Genomic DNA, 17,665 nt, shown 5'->3' with positions numbered 1-17,665 from the left:
TTCGGGCTGCGGTTGCAGCGGCGGTTAATCGGACGTCAGTTCGTCGCTTCATCGATTTGCACGAAGCGCCATTCCAGTAATGGCGCACGTGCGCTTGACCAGCGCGCTGCAAGCCAGGTGGCGCGTTGTGGGGCGTCCACATGGCACGGCATAATCGTGGATTGACACGACACTTGCCGGAAATCAACGATGACTACGCCGTCCCCCGCATTGCCGCTCCCGCAGTTCGACTGGCGCTGGAAGGCTTTCGATGCGCTCGACACCCGTGAGGTCTACGAGATGCTCAAGGTGCGCTCGGACGTTTTCGTTGTCGAGCAGAACTGCGTCTACGGCGACATCGACGGCCTCGATGCCGCCGCCTGGCACCTCTTCGCCTGGGATACGGCGGGGGAGCGTCCTGCGATTGCGGGCTATCTACGCGTATTGCTACCCGATTCGAGCGACCCCGACGTGCGCATCGGCCGTGTGCTGACCACGGCGGGCTATCGCGGCATCAAGCTCGGCAATGCGCTGCTCGAACGGGTGATACACCTGATCGGTCAGCAATGGCCACGCGTGCCGATGCGACTGCACGCGCAGGCCCATCTGCAGAAGTTCTACGGCGCGTTCGGCTTCGGGCCGGTCTCTGATATTCACGACGAAGACGGCATCCCGCACGTCTGGATGCGTTCGGAATGAGCGCCGCACCCCGGGCCGCCATCGCGATGTAGAGCGTTCCCGGGGCCACGTGCTGCGCGACGCATGAAGAACCCACGCAGGAAGACATCGGTGCGCGGCGTCCGGACCGGAACGCGGTCCGGCGGACGCGCGGCTTTATCGCGAGTTGCTTGCCTGCGTTACTGCTGTGCGGGCGCTTTCACAGTGAAGGGCGTGTCGAGCGCTTGGCCGTCCGAGAAGTGCAGCTTGACGTGTACCGTGTCACCCGGCGCGATCTTGTGCTTCGCTTCCTCAAGCATCAGGTGATAGCCACCCGGCTCGAACGACACCGACCCGTGCGCCGGCACCGTCACCTTGTCCACCATCATCATCTTCTTCGTCGATCCGTTCGAGACGGTCTGATGCATCATCACGCTGCCATAGTCGTCGCTTGAAACGTCCACGACATCGATGTTCCGGTCGCCCTCGTTCTTGAGTGTGACGTAACCTCCCGCGGGCAGGTTGTTGGGCAGCCAGCGCACCCATGCGTTCTGGGCGGTGATCGCCGTGCCGGCGGCTTGCGCAGTCGGCACGAACGTGGCGCAAGCGAAGCCGAGCGAGCAGATCAACGTGGCGGTGAGGGAGTGCAGTTTCTTCTTCATCACATTTCCTGTTACGGGTAAGGCGAAAGCCGGACTGGCGCGTTATACGGCCGACGAATGCGAGACTACGTGAATGGCGACGCGAGGGCGCTTCGAGCGGCGGCGCACGTCGCGCGGCAGGTCGCTGCGACTTTAGCAAAATTGGAGCCGGACTGCCGTGTGAGGCCGGATGCGTTGTCGACTGGAGTCAAATTGCCGGCCGCGACGGCGCGAAAGCTGGGGTTCGAACCTTACGTTCTCGAAAATCCGTTGAAGGCGCGGTAAGATGCGCACACTTTCTCCGCCGGCTCAATGCGCCGCCGGAACCTTATCCGGCAAGCGCCGATGGGCGAAAAACACGGAATGCAAGCACTACCGGCTGTATTGCCGCCTGATCAGACGGCTTTCTTCTTCGATTTCGACGGCACGCTCGTCGATCTCGCACCGACGCCCGATGGCGTGCTGGTGCGTCCCGACATGCTCGCGCTACTCGCCGAGTTGCGGCGTGTGACGCACGGCGCAGTTGCGATCCTGTCGGGGCGCGGCATCGACAGCATCGACGCGTTCCTCGGCATGCCGGACCTGCCGGTAGCAGGCCTGCACGGCGCAGAACGGCGCGACGCCAATGGCGACACACAGCGCGTGGGATTCAACGATCAGCGGCTCCTGCACATGGAGCAGGTGCTCGCGGAAGTGGTGCGCGTGCATCCGGGCATGCTGCTCGAGATCAAGGGGGCGGCGGTGGCGCTGCACTACCGCAACGCGCCCGATTTCGAGGGTGCCGCGCGCGAAGTGACCACGCGTCTCGCGGGCGAATTCGCCGATGCCTACGTGTTGCAGCCCGGCAAGATGGTCTACGAGATCAAGCCAAAGGATGTCGACAAGGGCCGCGCGCTGCGCGCCTTTCTCGACGAGCCGCCGTTCGCGGGCCGCCGTCCGGTATTCGCCGGCGACGACCTGACCGACGAGAAGGGCTTCGCGGTCGTCAACACGCAGCGCGGGCTTTCGATCAAGGTGGGCGGCGGCGATACGATCGCGCAGACGCGCGTCGATTCGGTCGATGCGCTGCTTGGCTGGCTCGCGTCGCTCATTGCAGCGATGCGCGACGCGTGAGCCCCCGCCTGATGGCAATCGCGCCGCTCATTCGCACAATCGCGGCGCTCTCCCACTTATTCCTGAACGGACCCCGCACCTCATGAGCCGATTGATTATCGTGTCGAACCGGGTCGCGCCAATCTCCGAAGGCCTCCCGGCTGCTGGCGGCCTCGCGGTGGGCGTCTATGATGCGCTGAAAGAGACGGGCGGCATGTGGTTCGGCTGGAGCGGCGACGTCCTCACGTCGGGGCAGCCGCAGATCAAGCTCGAGGAACACGGCCCGGTCACGTTCGCCACGATCGGCCTTTTGCGCCGCGACTACGACCAGTACTACCGCGGCTTTTCGAACGCGACGCTGTGGCCGGCATTCCACTATCGCGCCGATCTCGTCCAGTACGACCGTCACGACTTCGAAGGCTACTGCCGGGTGAACACGTGGCTCGCGCAGCAGCTCGTGCCGCTCCTGCGCGACGACGACGTCATCTGGGTCCACGACTACCATCTGATCCCGTTCGCGCAGGCGTTGCGCGCGGCGGGCGTGAAGAACCGCATCGGCTTCTTCCTGCATATTCCGTTTCCGGCTTCGCAGGTGCTGCTCGCCGTGCCGCCACACCGCGAGCTGATTCAGGCGCTGTGCTCGTTCGATCTGCTCGGCTTCCAGACGAAGCCCGACCTGCGCGCATTCTGCGACTACGTTATCAACGAGGCGGGCGGGGCGGTGGCGCACCAGCCGGACGGCCTGACGCGCATCGAGGCGTTCGGGCAGACCCTGTTCGCGGGCGACTATCCGATCGGCGTCTATCCCGACGAAGTCGCCGAACTCGCGAAGGCGGGCGAACGCGGCAAGGCCGTGCGCACGCTCAAGGAGACGCTGCACGGCCGCAAGGTCATCATGAGCGTCGACCGGCTCGACTATTCGAAGGGGCTCGTCGAGCGCTTTCGCGCGTTCGAGCGGCTGCTCGACCATCATGCGACAGCACGCAACAATGTCTCGTTCGTGCAGATCGCACCGCCCACACGCGCCGATCTGCATGCTTACCAGGACATCCGGCTGCGTCTGGAGTCGGAATCGGGGCGCATCAACGGCCGTTTCGCCGAACTCGACTGGACGCCGATTCTGTATATCCATCGCCAGTACGAGCGCGCGGTGCTGGCGGCGCTGTTCCGCGCATCGCACGTCGGTTACGTGACGCCGCTGCGTGACGGCATGAACCTGGTCGCCAAGGAGTACGTATCGGCGCAGGACCCTGAAAATCCGGGTGTGCTTGTACTGTCGCGTTTCGCGGGCGCTGCGCAGGAACTGACTGGCGCGCTGATCGTCAATCCGCTCGACATCGACGGCATGGCAGACGCGCTCGCCACGGCGCTCGCGATGCCGCTTGCCGAGCGCGAGGCGCGTTACCGCGACATGATGAGCCAGCTGCGCGAGAACAACGTGTCGGTCTGGCGCGACCGCTTCATGCGCGACCTCACGCAGATCGTCGCGCGTCGCGGCGTCGCGCTGCCGTTTGCGACGACGGCGCACGGTGAGGCGCAGGGGCAGCAGGGCTGACCGTTTGCCATTAGTGCGGCCCGCCGGATCGCACGCAAAAAAAAGCCGCTTCGATCGAAGCGGCTTTTTTTGTGGCTGTTGCGTTTGATGCGCCGGTGCGGCGCTCGCGTCAGGCGACGTGTTTCTCGTCGGCCTTCTTGCTGCCCAGATGCAGCGTGGAATGCTTGCCGTACTGCTTGGCGAGCAGTTCGCGGTAGAGCCCCGCACGCTCGCGCAGTTCTTCCGGGCTACCGTCGTCGATCACCTTGCCCGTACTCATCACGATGATGCGGTCGAAATTCTGCAGCGTGGAGAGACGGTGCGCGATGGCGATCACGGTGCGGCCGACCATCAGCCGGTCGAGCGCGAGCTGGATCGCTTCTTCGGAGGCGCTATCGAGTGCCGAGGTCGCTTCGTCGAGCAGCAGGATCGGCGCGTTCTTCAGGATCGCGCGCGCGATCGCGATGCGCTGGCGCTGGCCGCCCGAGAGCTTCACGCCGCGGTCGCCGACGATCGTGTCATAGGTTTCCGGCATGGCCTCGATGAAGTCGGAGCAGCGCGCCTCGCGGGCGGCGGCGAGCACTTCCTCGCGGGTCGCGTCGGGGCGGCCGTAGGCGATGTTCTCGTAGATCGAACGGTGCAGGAGCGAGATGTCCTGCGGCACGAGGGCAATCGCGTTACGCAGGCTCTCCTGCGTGACCGTCGCGATATTCTGGCCGTCGATCTTGATCGCGCCGCCCTGGGTCTCGTAGAAACGTTGCAGCAACGCGAGGACGGTCGTCTTGCCCGCGCCCGACTTGCCGATCAGGCCCACGCGCTGACCGGCTTCGATACGGAGGTCGAAATGGTCGAGGATCGCCTTGCGGTGCGGATAGGCGAAGGTCACGCCCTCGAAGTCGACGCGGCCGCCCTGGGGGATGAGTTGGGTTGCGTCGTCGCGGTCGGGCATCCCGTGCGGTTCGAGCAGCGTCTGGACGGCTTCCGCGAGACGCGCGACGTGCTGCGTGACGTCCACGAGCGCGACAGCGAGGTCGCGCGTGCCGTGCAGGATCGTGAAGCCGAGCGAGCTGACGAGCACGATGTCACCGGAAGTGGCGCGGCCCTGGTCCCAGAGCCAGAGCGCCCAGCCGAGCAGTCCCGCCGAAAGCATCGCGGTAATCACGGCGTGCAGGAGACGCAGCCTTTCGAGGTAGAGCAGGCTGTCGCGGCGGGCGTCCATCTCTGCCTTCACGGTCGCGCGAAAGCGCTTCTGCTCCCGGAACGTCATGCCGAACGCGCGCACCAGCGCCATGTTGCCGATCACGTCGACCAGCTCGCCGTCCACGGAAGCGGCCTTCGTCGCGAACGTGTGGTGGCGCGACGAGCCGCGCCCGGCGAGCTTGAAGAGGATCACCGAGAGGATCGCCGAACAGAGCAGGAGGCCCCCCGCCATCATCGGGTTCACGGTGATGATCATGACGATTGCGCCCGCCACGGCGATACATGGCGGTAGCACGTTCCACGCCGTGGTGTTCTCGGCGGTGTAGACGGCGTTCGAGGTTGCGGTGATGCGACTGGCGAGCGTGCCAGGCTGTTTTTCCGCGTAGTAGCTGGGCGAGTGGCCGCTCAGGTACTGGAACAGGTCGCGCCGAAGATCGCCTGTCACGGCCACGAACGTGTGCGCAGCGAACCAGCCGCCCACCCGCCAGAGGAGGTTATCGGCGGCGATCAGGCCGACGAGCAGCGCGAACGCGGTCCACAGCGGCCCGGGGTGGTGGCGTCCCTCGCCGAGCACGTCGATCAGGTGCTTGATGGCGTACTGCGAAGCGAGCGCGCAGCCGACGGCCGCGAACACGCTCGCGAGCACGATGGAGTGCGCAAGCGGGTGGCGCCGGATGTAACGAAACAGGAACGCAAGCGGCCGCCGCGCATAGCTCGCGAGCTTTGCGTTGTGGGCGTTACGCTGGGCGATGGTCAGATGTTCCAATTGATCGGTGGTCGGTCTGACGGAACGAATCCGTCCAGGGTGAAAAAAGTAGAGAGCAGGCGAGCAAACGCCAACAAAGGAGAACTATCACGCATTGTAAACACCCCTTGCGTAAGGCGCATCGCCCAGGGCCATGGGACGCGCATCATATCGCGACACCACCGCGCTAGACAGGCATAGGCGACAAGCTGTTGCAGCCAAGGGTAAACGCCATACAGCGACTGTTTTAGAGATACAATTACAGGTTCCATTCATTGCGGTGCCACGCATGGCCGGCCCGGGGTGATTGGGGCGACGGCTGCGCTCGCAATTGATGTGCCGTGGCCGGACTGCCGGACCCGCGTTCGATCCCCTAATTTAAAACTGCGTTTTAAAACAGAGGGTTGCCGAGTGTTACCGGCTTGTAACAACGTAAAGCATTTGAAATGTTCTGACCGGTAGAGGCTGTGGGCCCGGATAATGCCGTCTCGGAAAACGTAGGGAATCTGACAGCTTTTGTGTCAACGACCGCGAACCCTGCGCGTTTACTCGCTAGTGCCGTTTCGTCAATCTGACCCAGCGACGGCTAGCGCGCCGGCAAAGCCGGCGTGATTTGCGGTAACAGAGCCTCTGGAGGCGAACGGCAAGGGTGCCGGCGCCGGTGAGGGTCGATTGTCAAACCTGCAGTACTTTGCCCGATTTATTACGAGGAAGGAGTTCACCACTATGCGAATCGCTCAAATCGCTCCCTTGCACGAGGCGGTTCCTCCCAAGCTGTACGGCGGCACGGAACGGGTGGTCTCCAACCTGACCGAAGCGCTGGTCGCGCAGGGCCACGATGTCACGCTGTTCGCGAGCGGCGATTCGATTACCTCGGCGAAGCTCGAAGCGTTCTGGCCGCAGGCCCTGCGTCTCGACCCGACGATCCGCGATGTGATGGCTCCGCACATGCTGCTGCTCGAAGAAGTTCGCCGCCGCGCGGACGAATTCGACGTGCTGCACTTCCACATCGACTACTACCCGTTCTCGCTGTTCCAGCGTCAGGAAGTGCCGTTCGTCACGACGATGCACGGCCGTCTCGACCTGCCGGAACTGCAGCCGATTTTCAACGCGTTCAGCGACGTGCCGGTCGTCTCGATTTCGGACAACCAGCGCCTCCCGCTCCAGCAGGCCAACTGGCTGAAGACCGTCTACCACGGTCTGCCGGAAAACGTGCTCAAGCCGATTCCGAACGTCAAGCCCGAGTACCTCGCATTCCTCGGCCGTGTTTCGCCGGAGAAGGGCCTCGACAAAGCGATCCGCATCGCTGGTCAGGCTGGCATGAAGCTCAAGGTCGCGGCCAAGATCGACAAGGCTGACCGCGCCTATTACGAAGAAGTCATCCGTCCGCTGATGGCGCTGCCGCACGTCGAGTACATCGGCGAAATCGGCGAAAGCGAGAAGGCCGAATTCCTCGGCAACGCGCACGCGCTGGTGTTCCCGATCGACTGGCCGGAGCCGTTCGGCCTCGTGATGATCGAGGCGATGGCCTGCGGCACGCCGGTTGTCGCGTTCAACCGCGGCTCGGTGCCGGAAGTCATCGAGAATGGCGTGTCGGGCTTCGTCGTCGAAGACGAAATCAGCGCGGTCGCCGCGATCAAGCGTCTGTCGTCGCTGCCGCGCGAGAAGGTCCGCGCAGCGTTCGAAGCGCGCTTCACGTCGAAGGTGATGGCGACGAATTACGTTGCGGTCTATGAGGAACTGCTGCGTCAGAAGCGCCGCACTGTGCTGCGTGAAGTTGCGGCCGGCTAAGTCCGTCTGACGTCGGGCACCTCAGGCTGCCCGTTCGGTTTCCCTGCAACGCCCCGGTGCCTGCGCACCGGGGCGTTGTCTTATGTGCGTGCGGCTTTGCGGATCAGCGTGAGGGCGGGCGGCAATGTCCCTATAATGGCCGTGCCGCAAATCCGGCGGCGCCCACGACGTGAGGAGAAGAGCCTTGGCAAGAACCCGACCGACGCCCACGGCCGCCGTACCCGGCGCCGGGACGATGTTCGCCTTGCGCGCGATCGGTCTGGTGCTCCTCGCGCGGTGGCTCTATTCGATGGCGGAGATGAACTTCATCTCCGCGCTTACCGGCATGGCTTCGTCGCCCTGGGCGTGCATCAATCTCGTCTTCCTGTTTCTGCTGATCGTCCTGCCAGGCGCCCGGGCGCGCGTGGAGCGGCCGTTCCATCCGTTACCGCAGTGGCTGCGCCAGGCGCTGCGCTTTTTCGGCCTGCTCGGCTGCCTGTTCGCGCTCTGGTCTATCGGGGTGTTTGTCTGGTCCGCGGGCTGGCGGCGGGCGGCCCACGCCGTCGTGGCGACCAACGGATGGCTCGTCGTCGCGCCGGCGCTCTACGGCGCTGTCATCTGGATCTGCCGTCCGCGCGCTCTCTGGCGGACCAACATCGCTGCCCGGCGTTTTGCGATCGGCCGCTATGCGGTTTCGCTCGATTCGGCCACGCGCACCACCATCGTCTGGCTGGAAAGCCGCAAGGTCGGCCAGTACGACGCGCGCGAACTGTCCGTGCGTTGGCCGCAGGACGCGCACCCGGTTGCGGCTGCGCCGGCGGCGCTCCTGCCGCCGCCGTTGCAGACCGACGTCGGTGTAAGTACCGACAACGTCGGGCGGTCGCCTGTCGAGGAACCGGCACGTCCCGGTGGTACCGCGGACTGGAAGTCGGAGAAGGGCGCCACTATGCGGTGGACGAAGATCGACTTGCTGTGGGATTCGCCCGCCGCGGCTGGTCATAACCGCCACACGGTGTTCAGTGTCCGGCTCGCCACCGATGGCGATCGCGTGGCCGCTCGCGCACTCGACGCTGCGCTCAAGCAGGCATGATGGCGTAGTAACGGGTCGTCGCGTGGCGCGTCGCGCGACGCCTGGCCGATCCCGTCGCTCAACCGAAGGAGTCGCGATGGTTTCCAGCTGGTTGCTTGCCTCCGTTCACCTGCTCGCGTTCGGTTTCGCGCTCGCGTCGATCCTGCGACGCTCTCGCGGCCTGCGCCGCTGCACGTCCACCGAAGACCTTCCCAGCATCTTCAGCGCTGACAGCGGCTGGGGTCTCTCTGCGCTCGTGCTGATCGTGACAGGGGTGATGCGCGCGTTCGGTGGCTTCGAGAAGGGGGCGACGTACTACTTTCACGAGCCGTTCTTTCACGTGAAGATGGCCGCGCTTGTGCTGATCCTGCTACTGGAAATCGCGCCGATGATGGCGCTGCTGCGCTGGCGGCTCGCTGTGCGACGCGGCGACGTTCCTGATCTGACTGGGGCCACGAAGTACGCGCGGATCGGGGCGTGGCAGACCGTGTTGCTGATCGTGATGGTGTTCGCGGCCTCCGGGATGGCACGCGGGATCGGGCTGGACGCGCCCGTGTGACGCGGCCTGTTATGTGAATGCCGTCGGAACAAATACAAGAACGCGGGAGCAATTCCGCTGAGGCGAAATTGACTCGTGTGCGTATTGCGACCGGAGCCGCTTTATTCCTGCCGCACTCTTGTTGGTGGCTCCGCGTGCTGGAAAGTGTCGTCGCGCTGTGAAGCGATACCGCAAGCGAATGTCGTATTGAACGCCTCGTGACGCTGGAGCCACCGGACATCAACACGACTTGGGGCTCCTGGCGGTTAAATCACCGCCGCTTCTTAAAGGCCGCACGCGCGTATAACCGGCGCCGCAGTGCGGTTCATAGCTCGGCCATTCGACCATCGTGCTTGATGCTGTATGCATTTCAGCTTCCAGCAGCAATCGTCAGCGTGCGGGCGTTGCCACTTCGTTAAACGAGCGTTTCCGCGATGAGAACCGCTCGCTCTCGATTGATGGACATCACGCGTTCAAAAAGACAAACGTTTTCGTCTGACTTTTCCCTTAACTTAATCCGCATTTATAGGCTATTAAATAGCGAGCGGTAGTTACGTCGATGACCGTCCGGACGGCAATGACTCAACCATGCGTGACAATCTGCCACATGCGTAGCGTGAGCTTGAATGCAAGGTTGGCACGACGATCATCTTGGTGGCCGACGAGCGAGGCTGCATGGCTTCTGGCAACGCGGCAAGCGTCGAGGTCTGCGGCTTCGACAGGACCGAACTGATCTGCGATGCATAAGCAGTCCGATGCACCTGATGAGGTCAACGTCGCAACCGCGAAACTCGACCGAACGATGCAACGCGATACGTCGCTGATCGAACAATCGGCTGCTGCGAAGGAGAGTTTGTACGAGGAGATAAATGTGTTCGGTGTGGCGTAGTGTCAGGCGAGTATCGCCCCGCCGGAACGCGCGATGACGTCGACCCTGGAGTGCCTGCATGCGTGGATCAGATAGCTACCTTGAGGCGAAAAAAATGAAAATCATCCCCAGCAGCCGAAACGGCCACGAAGTCACATACGCCCGAGGTGACGCGAATTCGCTTTGTATTGCCGTCGATTTCCGCGTGCGTCGGCAAGTCGATGATCTTTGCATCGCGTTGTTCGACCACTGGTGTGAGCGCCGCGAACTCATTCCTCTCGTGTATCTCCTGCACGTGTGGCCATTTCTACCCTCGACGCCGCATGCCGTCGCGACACTTTCGGCCGCGCTGCGCGATCTGCTGGTCTTCCATGACGAAACGATCGACGATCGGGGTCGTCAGTTGATTGACGGTATTCACACTTTGCACGCCGATGAAATATGACTTGCCGACGGGGCGGCGCCGCATGCAGGCTCATCTGGATACCCCGTAGTGACGGGTTCAGAAAGACAAGACGCGGTTCGGCGGAACGATGGCAAGCCGACATGAGTAACTCGGCGCAGCGAATCGATGTGTGTTGAAATATCGTGCGGTGCGGGGCCGGAATTCTACGGGCCATTCGGACACGTTCACGCACCTCGGTTTCGGATCATGCGAATACGGGTCGGCGTTCGCATCGGGTATCGCTGTACGTCTGCTGCCCACCATTTCACGGAGCGTCACTAATGAAACGCATCTGCTGCGCGATGGCGGCGATGTTCATCGCCGCGCACGCATACGCGGCTCCACTCGAACATGGCGCCTTCGTGACGCTCCCAACGCGGGCAGGCGTGACGCAGGGCATCTTCATCGAATCGCCGGTTGAGAATCCGCCGTTCGCCGTGGCGCTATATAGCGGCGGTAGTGGGGCGCTCAAGCTCGACTCGACGGGTGCCACCGCCTATGGCGGCAACTTCCTGATCCGGACGGCGCGCTACTGGATCGACAAGGGCTACGCCGTGGCGCTTGTCGACATGCCTTCCGACCACGCCGACGGAGGGGACGACCAATACCGCCTGAGCCGTGACAGCCTCGCCGATCAGCGAGCTGTCGTCGCTGAACTGCGCAAGCGTTTTCCGCGAGCCCTGGTGGTGTTGACCGGAACGAGCCGTGGAACGGTGACGGTCGGCAGCGTACTCGCAAACGACGCGGGCCTTGCCGATCTTTATGTGCTCACTTCTCCAGTCACTATCGCGAGTAGAAGTCAGCCGGGCATATCCGTGCTCAGCTTTGGCAACGCCGATCCGAAGAAGGCACTGGTCGTTTCGAATCGCAATGACAGCTGCCCGGTGGCGCTATTTTCAGGCGGAGAGCACCTGGCCCATCGTTACGGCATGACGTTCATCGCCGAGGATTCGAACGATGGTACCGACAACTGTGGCGGGCGCTCACCGCATGGATTTTTCGGTATTGAAAAGCAGGTGCTCGATGATATCGACGGCTGGATGAGCGCGCAGCGTCCTGCGGCCGTGCAGAAGTAGCGCTCAAGGCGTTTCGGGGCGCGGCGTCCCGACGTTAGACACGTTCGCGGCACCAGGCCTTCGCGAATCGGTGTTGCTGCTGAAGACAAAAAAACCGCATGCGCTTTCACGCATGCGGTTTTGTGCTGAATTAGCGGTCCCGGCACGTGGCCGGGCAGCATCATCAGAAGATGTTGCGCAGGCCGACAGCAACGCCGGTCTGGTTGTTGCGACCCGGATAGTCGATGGTGTATGCGCCCGTACCGCGCGTGTAGTCGACCGTACCATAGACTTCGGTGCGCTTGGACAGCGAGTACTCGGCCAGCAGCGTGGCCGAATAGTTGTGGCCGCCGCCGAACGTGGCGTTGCCCAGTGCTGCGTTGGTCGCGCGGCCGTAGTAGCCAGCGGCGGTGATCAAGAGCGGGGCGGTGGCTTGCCAGGTCGAGCCGATGTAGAAGAAGTTGTCGATACGATTCGTGCTCAGATCAGACGACGTCAGGGTGCTGAGTTGCTGCATGTTTACATCAGTCGTGCCGGAATTATCCTGCGTACGCATCCAGCCGGCGAGCAGGCGAACCGTCGGTACGACCGTGTAAACCACGCCCACGTTTACCTGATTCTGCTTCCTGCCTTCCTTGTTTTGGCCCAGGATCTGGCTTGCGATGTCGCTCTGCTGCCAGCCGACCAGAGCTTGCAGCGGACCGAACGCATACGACGCGGTGAAGCCGTACGTGCTCAGCGAACCGACGCTGCCGGCCTGGTTGCCGAAGCCGTAAATCGCTTTCACGTTCAGGCCGCCGAACGAGTTCGCGTACTTGACCGAGTTCTGGACACGCAGGTGGCTGCCGATCCCGTTGTACATCCAGCTATCCTGCCAGTAATTGGCAACCGTCAGCGGGTCAAACGTGTCACCCATTTCGTCGAAGAACGGCGAATTCTGGTTACCGAGCGTCACCGTACCGTACTGGCTCTTCAGACCGACATAAGCCATCCGGTTGAACAGCGTGTTCGCGCTACTCATCGCGCCATTGAACAAGTTGAAACCATTCTCGAGGCGGAAGACTGCTGCCAGGCCGCCACCCAGATCTTCCGTACCCTTGAGGCCCCAGCGGCTGCCGGTGATCGGACCTTCGAGCATTGACACCAGGTTGTTGTTTTCGGGGTCAGCGTTCGTCTGGAAGCGCACGGCAGTGTCAACGATGCCGTACAGCGTGACCGAGCTCTGCGCGAAGGCAGACTGGGCCGAAAGGGCAAGCAGGGCGGCGCCGATGGCGACGGTGGTCTTTTTCATGGTATCCCCAAGATTAGTTATAGCCGTCGTTATGCGACGGCTTGGGTCTGGAACCCGCTCGGTCGGTAAGGACACGCGCGCTGGGTAACGCGGCGATGATATTTCCGGTGAATAAAAATCTGTTAAGAATTCGCGCAGTTGTCGCCTGACTACAACATTTCGCGAATTTGTGGTGGACGCCGTTGGCGGGCCGTGGGGCCGGCAGTCTGTCAGAGCGGGGGGCTTTCGCTCGATGCGGTCACGACGCTTGGGTGTGCGGGTAGCGCGTACCGCGACGCGGTCGCTCCGATCATCGAGACGATCTCTCACGCCAGGTCGCCGGTCGTTGCGGGCACCGGGATCGCATGGGAGGTGCTGCGGGCTGATGCCGACGCAACCGCTGACTTCGCTGGCTGGTCGATCGACGACCATCATCCATGGTGTAACGAATCACTGCGTGAGTGCTGCTGGATTCCCCAAAGGGGGAATCCCCTGCGTGTCAGTGAAGGGGGGCGACGCTGTGCAAGGCGAGCCGACCACACCTGGGAGCCTCGCCAACACCATCGCGAACAGCAGCCGTAACGCGTGGCGCGACTTGTGGCTGAAACGGCCGAGCGATCCGCAATGGCGGCTTGCAGATGATTGCCGGGGAATGGCGCTGGGCAAGATGTTCAATGCTGGATAGGCCGCTGCGCACGACTTCTTATGGGCCGCGCTGGACTCTCGACCGGGAGTAGGCGCGGCTTTTCCTTGCACTAGGCTATTGCTGTGGCGCTGGGACGTTCGGCTCTACGTTCAGCTTGGCTTGTTGAGCTTGCGGCGTGATGCCATTTATCCAAAGCGGAAACTCTTTCTTACCTCTCGACATAGCGCGAAAGTATTCCAACACATCATTGGAAAGCGAATCTCTGTGCGCCCATCCTTCCGGAGCATAGCCGCCCTCGAACAGATCGAGTTCAGACATGTCGAATTTCAAAACCTTCGATATTTGGAATAGAAGTTGGGCCAAGCGCCGCTCCTTTGTCTTTCCCCACACTTGGGCTGCGGGTTCATCGTCTTGCGGGAAGCGTGTGTTCAGATGGTCGAGATACGTCTTCCATGCCTTCTCCACTTCCTCGCACTTGTAGAAATCGACTTCTATCAGGTTTAGCGCGTTCACATGGTCAGGGGATATGCCGAGCTTTCGAGTAGCCATAAGCGCGCGAAACACGAACATGCGGCGGTTGTATTTCGCCGCAATCCCATCGCGCCAACGTGTCATGAGCAGGGCGGTGATAGGCCCGAAGAATGTAGCAAGGACAACAGCCCACGTATCTACGTTCATCGCAATTCCTTCTTGTGTTTGGGAATTGTCTCAAATTGTACAAGGCGAACGAGTCGATCAACACGCGTGGCGAATACGCGGGTGATAGTAGTGGGCGCGGCTTCGTGTTCGGAGGGTTCCGGGCATGGAATCTAGGCCGTGCTCGCGACCGTAGGTGGGCGAGTAGGCGCGGCGCGTTCCTTGCACCAGGGTTCCGGGCGCGACGGTTTTTCGTACCGGGCCGTCCGTACGATAAAGTGCAGGTCCGGTAGCGGCGCGCGTAAACGGAAAAAGGCTTACGTCTTTCAACGTAAGCCTTTGATTTTCCGCTTCGGTGCTTGTCTTTACCAACACCATAAATCTGGTGGGTAGTACTGGGATCGAACCAGTGACCCCTGCCGTGTGAAGGCAGTGCTCTACCGCTGAGCTAACCACCCGAAGAGCTTTGAATTATGACTGACTTTTCGAGGCTTGTAAAGCCCTTTTTAAGTGGTTTGCGTACCAACTGCTGCGACGAATGCTTACGTGCCTTCCGCTGTCGGCTGCGCGCGCCACACGCTCGTGCCCTTGACCGCCTTGTCGAGGCCGTCGAGCACCGCGTCGTGCGCGGCGAGTTCTTCTGCGTTAGCTGTGATCACGGGCAGGGCGAGCGTCTCGATCTGCATGCGCGGCGCGGTGACGTCGCCCGTTGCGGCAGTCTCTCCAAGCATGTCGATGACGAGGCTTTCCTGGCCGCGCGTCATCGCGAGATACACCTCCGCGAGCAGTTCCGAGTCGAGCAGCGCGCCGTGCAGCGTGCGGTGCGCGTTGCTAATACCGAAGCGATCGCACAGCGCGTCGAGTGAATTGCGCTTGCCCGGGAAGATCTGCTTGGCCTGCACCAGCGTGTCGATGACCTCGCCGCAGTGCTCCTTGAACGACGGCTTGCCGAGCAGCGCAAGCTCGGCGTCGAGGAAGCCGATGTCGAACGGCGCGTTGTGAATGATGATGTCCGCGCCCGTGACGAAGTCCAGGATCTCGTTGGCGATTTCAGCGAACTTCGGCTTGTCCGAGAGGAACTCGGTCGTGAGGCCGTGCACGGCAAGCGCGCCTGGATCGCTGTCGCGTTCCGGATTCACGTAGAAGTGCAGGTTGTTGCCAGTGAGCCGGCGGTTCACTAGCTCGACGCAGCCGATTTCGATGATGCGGTCGCCGGTGCGGGCGTTCAGGCCGGTAGTTTCGGTATCGAGAATGATCTGGCGCATGTCGGATAAATCAGGTTGCTACAAAAAGAAGGCGCGGCGTGCTCAAAGTTCGGCGAGCGAGGCGACGCCACGGTTCGCGAGTGCGTCGGCGCGCTCGTTCTCCGGGTGTCCTGCGTGGCCTTTCACCCAGCGCCATTCGACGTCGTGCTGCGCGACGAGCGCGTCGAGTCGCTTCCACAGGTCATCGTTCTTGACTGGCGTCTTCGCGGCCGTCATCCAGTTTTTTTTCTTCCAGCCGTGGATCCACTCGCTGATGCCTTTCTGAACGTATTGCGAATCGGTATGGACGACCACGCGGCACGGGCGCTTGAGCGCCTCCAGCGCGGCGATCACGCCCATCAGTTCCATGCGGTTGTTGGTCGTGACGGCCTCGCCGCCGAACAGTTCTTTTTCCTGTGCGCCAAAGCGCAGCAGTGCGCCCCAGCCGCCGGGGCCCGGATTGCCCTTGCAGGCGCCGTCAGTAAAGATTTCGACGTAGTCGGGAGCAGTCATGTGTCCTTGTTGCGTGTAGGGGAGGGTGTGGTGGCGGCGGCTTTCAAGCTTGGCGCCAGCACGGGTTTTTTGACCTTCAGCGGGCCCACGAGGCGCATGCCCTGGACGCGTTTGATCGCCGTAACCATATAGACGGCGCCGAAGATTGGCCACCAGCGGTCGCCGGCGGCCTCCATAAAAGCGGAACGCGCGAGCCACTTGTCGGTGGCGAGCGGCGGACGATAGCAGCCGAAACGTCCGCGTTCAAGCTCGAAACCAAGCAGCTTGATCCAGTCCTTCAATCGCGTGAACGCGATGAGGTCCTGACGCGCCGGCAGGAACGGCTGGCCAATCAGCTTGCTCGCTGACTGCCGTGCGCCCCAGAGCGACAGCGAATTGAAGCCGACGATCAGCAATTGCCCCTCGGGCATCAGCACGCGCTCGGCTTCACGCAGGAGCCGGTGGGGGTCGCTCGTGAATTCGAGCGTGTGCGGCATCACGATAAGGTCGACGCTCTGTGCCTCGAACGGCAGGTCGAGCAGGTCGCACCAGACAGTGCTGCGGCCCTCGGGTGCATGACGCGCGGGGTTCGCGATGCTATTCGTCGCCGCGAAGCGGCGGACGTCATCCGCGTGGGCGGACGGCACCGTGTACGGCGCGCTCGCGGCGCTGGCGGCATCGAGCACGAGGCCGCGGCACGACATGCGGTTCTCGCGCAGCGCGTCGAGCTGCGGCATGCCGAGCTGCAGCGCGTGGTAACCGAATATATTCGACACCACGCGGTCGAGCTGCTCCTGTTCCCACTCGAGGACGTACTTGCCGGTCGGCGAATCGGTCCAGGCGGGCCAGTCTATAATCGTTCGGTCAGACATGTCGAAGAATACGACGCCCCAATGAATAGTCCGCTTTCGTACGAATACGTACCCGTTCCGGCTTTTGACGACAACTACATCTGGGTCGTGTCGGATGGCCGTAATGCAATCGCCGTTGATCCGGGCGACGCCGCGCCGGTACGTGCGTATCTGGCGAAGCGCGGCTGGCGGCTTGCCGCTATTTTACTCACCCATCACCACAAGGACCACGTCGGCGGAGTGGCCGATCTGCTGAACGGCCAGGGCGTGCCGGTGTACGGCCCCGCCAGTGAAGCGCTCGGGCCGCTCGACCCGTTCGTCACGCGCGTTGCGGGCGGCGAGCGTGTGCATCTGGACGCGCCCGCGCTCGACTTCACTGTCATCGACGTGCCCGGCCACACGCGCGGGCATATCGCTTACTTCCAGGCCGCCGATTCCGCCGGCACGCCACACATCTTCTGCGGCGACACGCTATTCGCGTGCGGCTGCGGCCGCCTCTTCGAGGGCACGCCTGCGCAGATGCTGGCGTCGCTCGACTCGCTCGCGGCGCTGCCAGGCAACACGCAAGTCCATTGCGCGCACGAGTACACGCTATCGAATATCCGCTTCGCGCTGGCCTGCGATCCGGGCAACGCCGCGTTGCACGACTGGAGCCGCGACGCTGCGGCGCTTCGCGAGCGCGGAGTGCCGACGCTGCCGACCACGATTGCGCACGAACGCGCCGTGAATCCATTCTTGCGCGCGGGCGACCCGTCCGTCCAGGCGACGCTTGCTGAGCAGTTGCACGAAACAGTGCCGGACCGGCTGGCAGCCTTTACGCTGATGCGCGAATGGAAGAACAGGTTTCGCTAACCCAACCCGGTCAAGGGGCAAGCTCATCCCAAAAGTATGGAACCGCACCCAACTTGCGGATTTTCATGACTTTTTCGATTT

At 62.6% G+C, this 17,665-nt stretch carries 17 protein-coding genes and 1 tRNA gene; 10 read left to right on the top strand and 8 right to left on the bottom strand.

The features are described from left to right. The first annotated feature begins 189 nt into the window (after positions 1 to 189). A complete protein-coding gene (locus L0U80_RS09795) occupies positions 190 to 678 on the top strand; it encodes a GNAT family N-acetyltransferase (protein ID WP_233863737.1) in 489 nt (162 codons plus the stop codon). 158 nt (positions 679 to 836) lie between these two features. On the opposite strand, the gene L0U80_RS09790 is transcribed toward L0U80_RS09795, so the two are convergent. Next, positions 837 to 1,298 (bottom strand): copper chaperone PCu(A)C, encoded by a 462-nt coding sequence (locus L0U80_RS09790; RefSeq protein WP_233863736.1) that lies wholly within the window; start codon positions 1,296 to 1,298, stop codon positions 837 to 839. Between the two features lie 342 nt (positions 1,299 to 1,640). On the opposite strand from L0U80_RS09790, the gene otsB reads away from it, so the two are divergent. Next, positions 1,641 to 2,390: a trehalose-phosphatase gene (gene otsB / locus L0U80_RS09785; protein ID WP_233863735.1), complete on the top strand. Its 750-nt coding sequence runs from the start codon at positions 1,641 to 1,643 to the stop codon at positions 2,388 to 2,390. Positions 2,391 to 2,472: 82 nt separating this feature from the next. After that, complete coding sequence (otsA, locus tag L0U80_RS09780; RefSeq protein ID WP_233863734.1) at positions 2,473 to 3,924, top strand: alpha,alpha-trehalose-phosphate synthase (UDP-forming); 1,452 nt, start codon at positions 2,473 to 2,475, stop codon at positions 3,922 to 3,924. Positions 3,925 to 4,033: 109 nt separating this feature from the next. On the opposite strand, the gene L0U80_RS09775 is transcribed toward otsA, so the two are convergent. Next, positions 4,034 to 5,869, bottom strand: coding sequence for an ABC transporter ATP-binding protein (locus L0U80_RS09775; RefSeq protein ID WP_233863733.1), 1,836 nt, complete (start codon positions 5,867 to 5,869; stop codon positions 4,034 to 4,036). Between the two features lie 705 nt (positions 5,870 to 6,574). Between L0U80_RS09775 and L0U80_RS09770 the strand changes: the two genes are divergently transcribed. The 6 genes from L0U80_RS09770 to L0U80_RS09745 all read left to right on the top strand — a co-directional run bounded on the left by L0U80_RS09770 (position 6,575) and on the right by L0U80_RS09745 (position 11,614). Beyond that, positions 6,575 to 7,639 (top strand): glycosyltransferase family 4 protein, encoded by a 1,065-nt coding sequence (locus L0U80_RS09770; protein WP_233863732.1) that lies wholly within the window; start codon positions 6,575 to 6,577, stop codon positions 7,637 to 7,639. Positions 7,640 to 7,823: 184 nt separating this feature from the next. Then, a complete protein-coding gene (locus L0U80_RS09765; protein WP_233863731.1) occupies positions 7,824 to 8,708 on the top strand; it encodes a hypothetical protein in 885 nt (294 codons plus the stop codon). 76 nt (positions 8,709 to 8,784) lie between these two features. Then, entirely contained in the window at positions 8,785 to 9,246 is a 462-nt protein-coding gene (locus L0U80_RS09760) for a DUF2214 family protein (protein ID WP_233863730.1), read from the top strand. A gap of 718 nt (positions 9,247 to 9,964) precedes the next feature. After that, entirely contained in the window at positions 9,965 to 10,114 is a 150-nt protein-coding gene (locus L0U80_RS09755) for a hypothetical protein (protein WP_233863729.1), read from the top strand. 94 nt (positions 10,115 to 10,208) lie between these two features. Continuing rightward, positions 10,209 to 10,538, top strand: a complete 330-nt coding sequence (locus tag L0U80_RS09750) for a hypothetical protein (protein ID WP_233863728.1) — start codon at positions 10,209 to 10,211, stop codon at positions 10,536 to 10,538. A 281-nt stretch (positions 10,539 to 10,819) separates the two neighbouring features. Continuing rightward, positions 10,820 to 11,614 carry an alpha/beta fold hydrolase gene (locus tag L0U80_RS09745; protein ID WP_233863727.1) on the top strand — a complete coding sequence of 265 codons (795 nt, stop codon included), beginning with the start codon at positions 10,820 to 10,822 and terminating at the stop codon, positions 11,612 to 11,614. 163 nt (positions 11,615 to 11,777) lie between these two features. Here L0U80_RS09745 and L0U80_RS09740 read toward each other — a convergent pair whose 3' ends face one another. The 6 genes from L0U80_RS09740 to L0U80_RS09715 form a co-directional block, all read right to left on the bottom strand. Continuing rightward, on the bottom strand, positions 11,778 to 12,884 hold the full coding sequence (locus L0U80_RS09740) for a porin (RefSeq protein WP_233863726.1): 1,107 nt from the start codon (positions 12,882 to 12,884) through the stop codon (positions 11,778 to 11,780). Positions 12,885 to 13,623: 739 nt separating this feature from the next. Then, positions 13,624 to 14,187 carry a DUF6680 family protein gene (locus tag L0U80_RS09735; RefSeq protein WP_233863725.1) on the bottom strand — a complete coding sequence of 188 codons (564 nt, stop codon included), beginning with the start codon at positions 14,185 to 14,187 and terminating at the stop codon, positions 13,624 to 13,626. Between the two features lie 341 nt (positions 14,188 to 14,528). Then, a tRNA-Val gene (locus L0U80_RS09730) sits at positions 14,529 to 14,603 on the bottom strand. Between the two features lie 84 nt (positions 14,604 to 14,687). Continuing rightward, positions 14,688 to 15,410, bottom strand: a complete 723-nt coding sequence (dnaQ, locus tag L0U80_RS09725; RefSeq protein WP_233863724.1) for a DNA polymerase III subunit epsilon — start codon at positions 15,408 to 15,410, stop codon at positions 14,688 to 14,690. A 42-nt stretch (positions 15,411 to 15,452) separates the two neighbouring features. Further along, positions 15,453 to 15,902, bottom strand: coding sequence for a ribonuclease HI (gene rnhA, locus L0U80_RS09720; RefSeq protein WP_124153850.1), 450 nt, complete (start codon positions 15,900 to 15,902; stop codon positions 15,453 to 15,455). Then, a complete protein-coding gene (locus tag L0U80_RS09715) occupies positions 15,899 to 16,753 on the bottom strand; it encodes a class I SAM-dependent methyltransferase (RefSeq protein ID WP_233863723.1) in 855 nt (284 codons plus the stop codon). The genes rnhA and L0U80_RS09715 overlap by 4 nt, the downstream gene beginning before the upstream one ends. Positions 16,754 to 16,774: 21 nt before the next feature. On the opposite strand from L0U80_RS09715, the gene gloB reads away from it, so the two are divergent. Beyond that, on the top strand, positions 16,775 to 17,584 hold the full coding sequence (gene gloB, locus L0U80_RS09710) for a hydroxyacylglutathione hydrolase (protein WP_233863722.1): 810 nt from the start codon (positions 16,775 to 16,777) through the stop codon (positions 17,582 to 17,584). The last annotated feature ends 81 nt before the right edge of the window (positions 17,585 to 17,665 follow it).

The sequence above is a fragment of the Paraburkholderia adhaesiva genome, from assembly GCF_021390575.1.
In the GTDB taxonomy this organism is placed as follows: Bacteria; Pseudomonadota; Gammaproteobacteria; order Burkholderiales; family Burkholderiaceae; genus Paraburkholderia; species Paraburkholderia adhaesiva.
This window is presented reverse-complemented; position numbering and strand designations above follow the sequence as displayed.

Excerpts from the sequence above, each read along its gene's own strand:
- L0U80_RS09795 (WP_233863737.1), top strand. The coding sequence starts at position 190 with ATGACTACGCCGTCCCCCGCATTGCCGCTCCCGCAGTTCGACTGGCGC.
- L0U80_RS09790 (WP_233863736.1), bottom strand. The coding sequence starts at position 1,298 with ATGAAGAAGAAACTGCACTCCCTCACCGCCACGTTGATCTGCTCGCTC.
- otsB (WP_233863735.1), top strand. The coding sequence starts at position 1,641 with ATGCAAGCACTACCGGCTGTATTGCCGCCTGATCAGACGGCTTTCTTC.
- otsA (WP_233863734.1), top strand. The coding sequence starts at position 2,473 with ATGAGCCGATTGATTATCGTGTCGAACCGGGTCGCGCCAATCTCCGAA.
- L0U80_RS09770 (WP_233863732.1), top strand. The coding sequence starts at position 6,575 with ATGCGAATCGCTCAAATCGCTCCCTTGCACGAGGCGGTTCCTCCCAAG.
- L0U80_RS09760 (WP_233863730.1), top strand. The coding sequence starts at position 8,785 with ATGGTTTCCAGCTGGTTGCTTGCCTCCGTTCACCTGCTCGCGTTCGGT.
- L0U80_RS09755 (WP_233863729.1), top strand. The coding sequence starts at position 9,965 with ATGCATAAGCAGTCCGATGCACCTGATGAGGTCAACGTCGCAACCGCG.
- L0U80_RS09750 (WP_233863728.1), top strand. The coding sequence starts at position 10,209 with ATGAAAATCATCCCCAGCAGCCGAAACGGCCACGAAGTCACATACGCC.
- L0U80_RS09745 (WP_233863727.1), top strand. The coding sequence starts at position 10,820 with ATGAAACGCATCTGCTGCGCGATGGCGGCGATGTTCATCGCCGCGCAC.
- L0U80_RS09740 (WP_233863726.1), bottom strand. The coding sequence starts at position 12,884 with ATGAAAAAGACCACCGTCGCCATCGGCGCCGCCCTGCTTGCCCTTTCG.
- L0U80_RS09735 (WP_233863725.1), bottom strand. The coding sequence starts at position 14,187 with ATGAACGTAGATACGTGGGCTGTTGTCCTTGCTACATTCTTCGGGCCT.
- dnaQ (WP_233863724.1), bottom strand. The coding sequence starts at position 15,410 with ATGCGCCAGATCATTCTCGATACCGAAACTACCGGCCTGAACGCCCGC.
- rnhA (WP_124153850.1), bottom strand. The coding sequence starts at position 15,902 with ATGACTGCTCCCGACTACGTCGAAATCTTTACTGACGGCGCCTGCAAG.
- L0U80_RS09715 (WP_233863723.1), bottom strand. The coding sequence starts at position 16,753 with ATGTCTGACCGAACGATTATAGACTGGCCCGCCTGGACCGATTCGCCG.
- gloB (WP_233863722.1), top strand. The coding sequence starts at position 16,775 with ATGAATAGTCCGCTTTCGTACGAATACGTACCCGTTCCGGCTTTTGAC.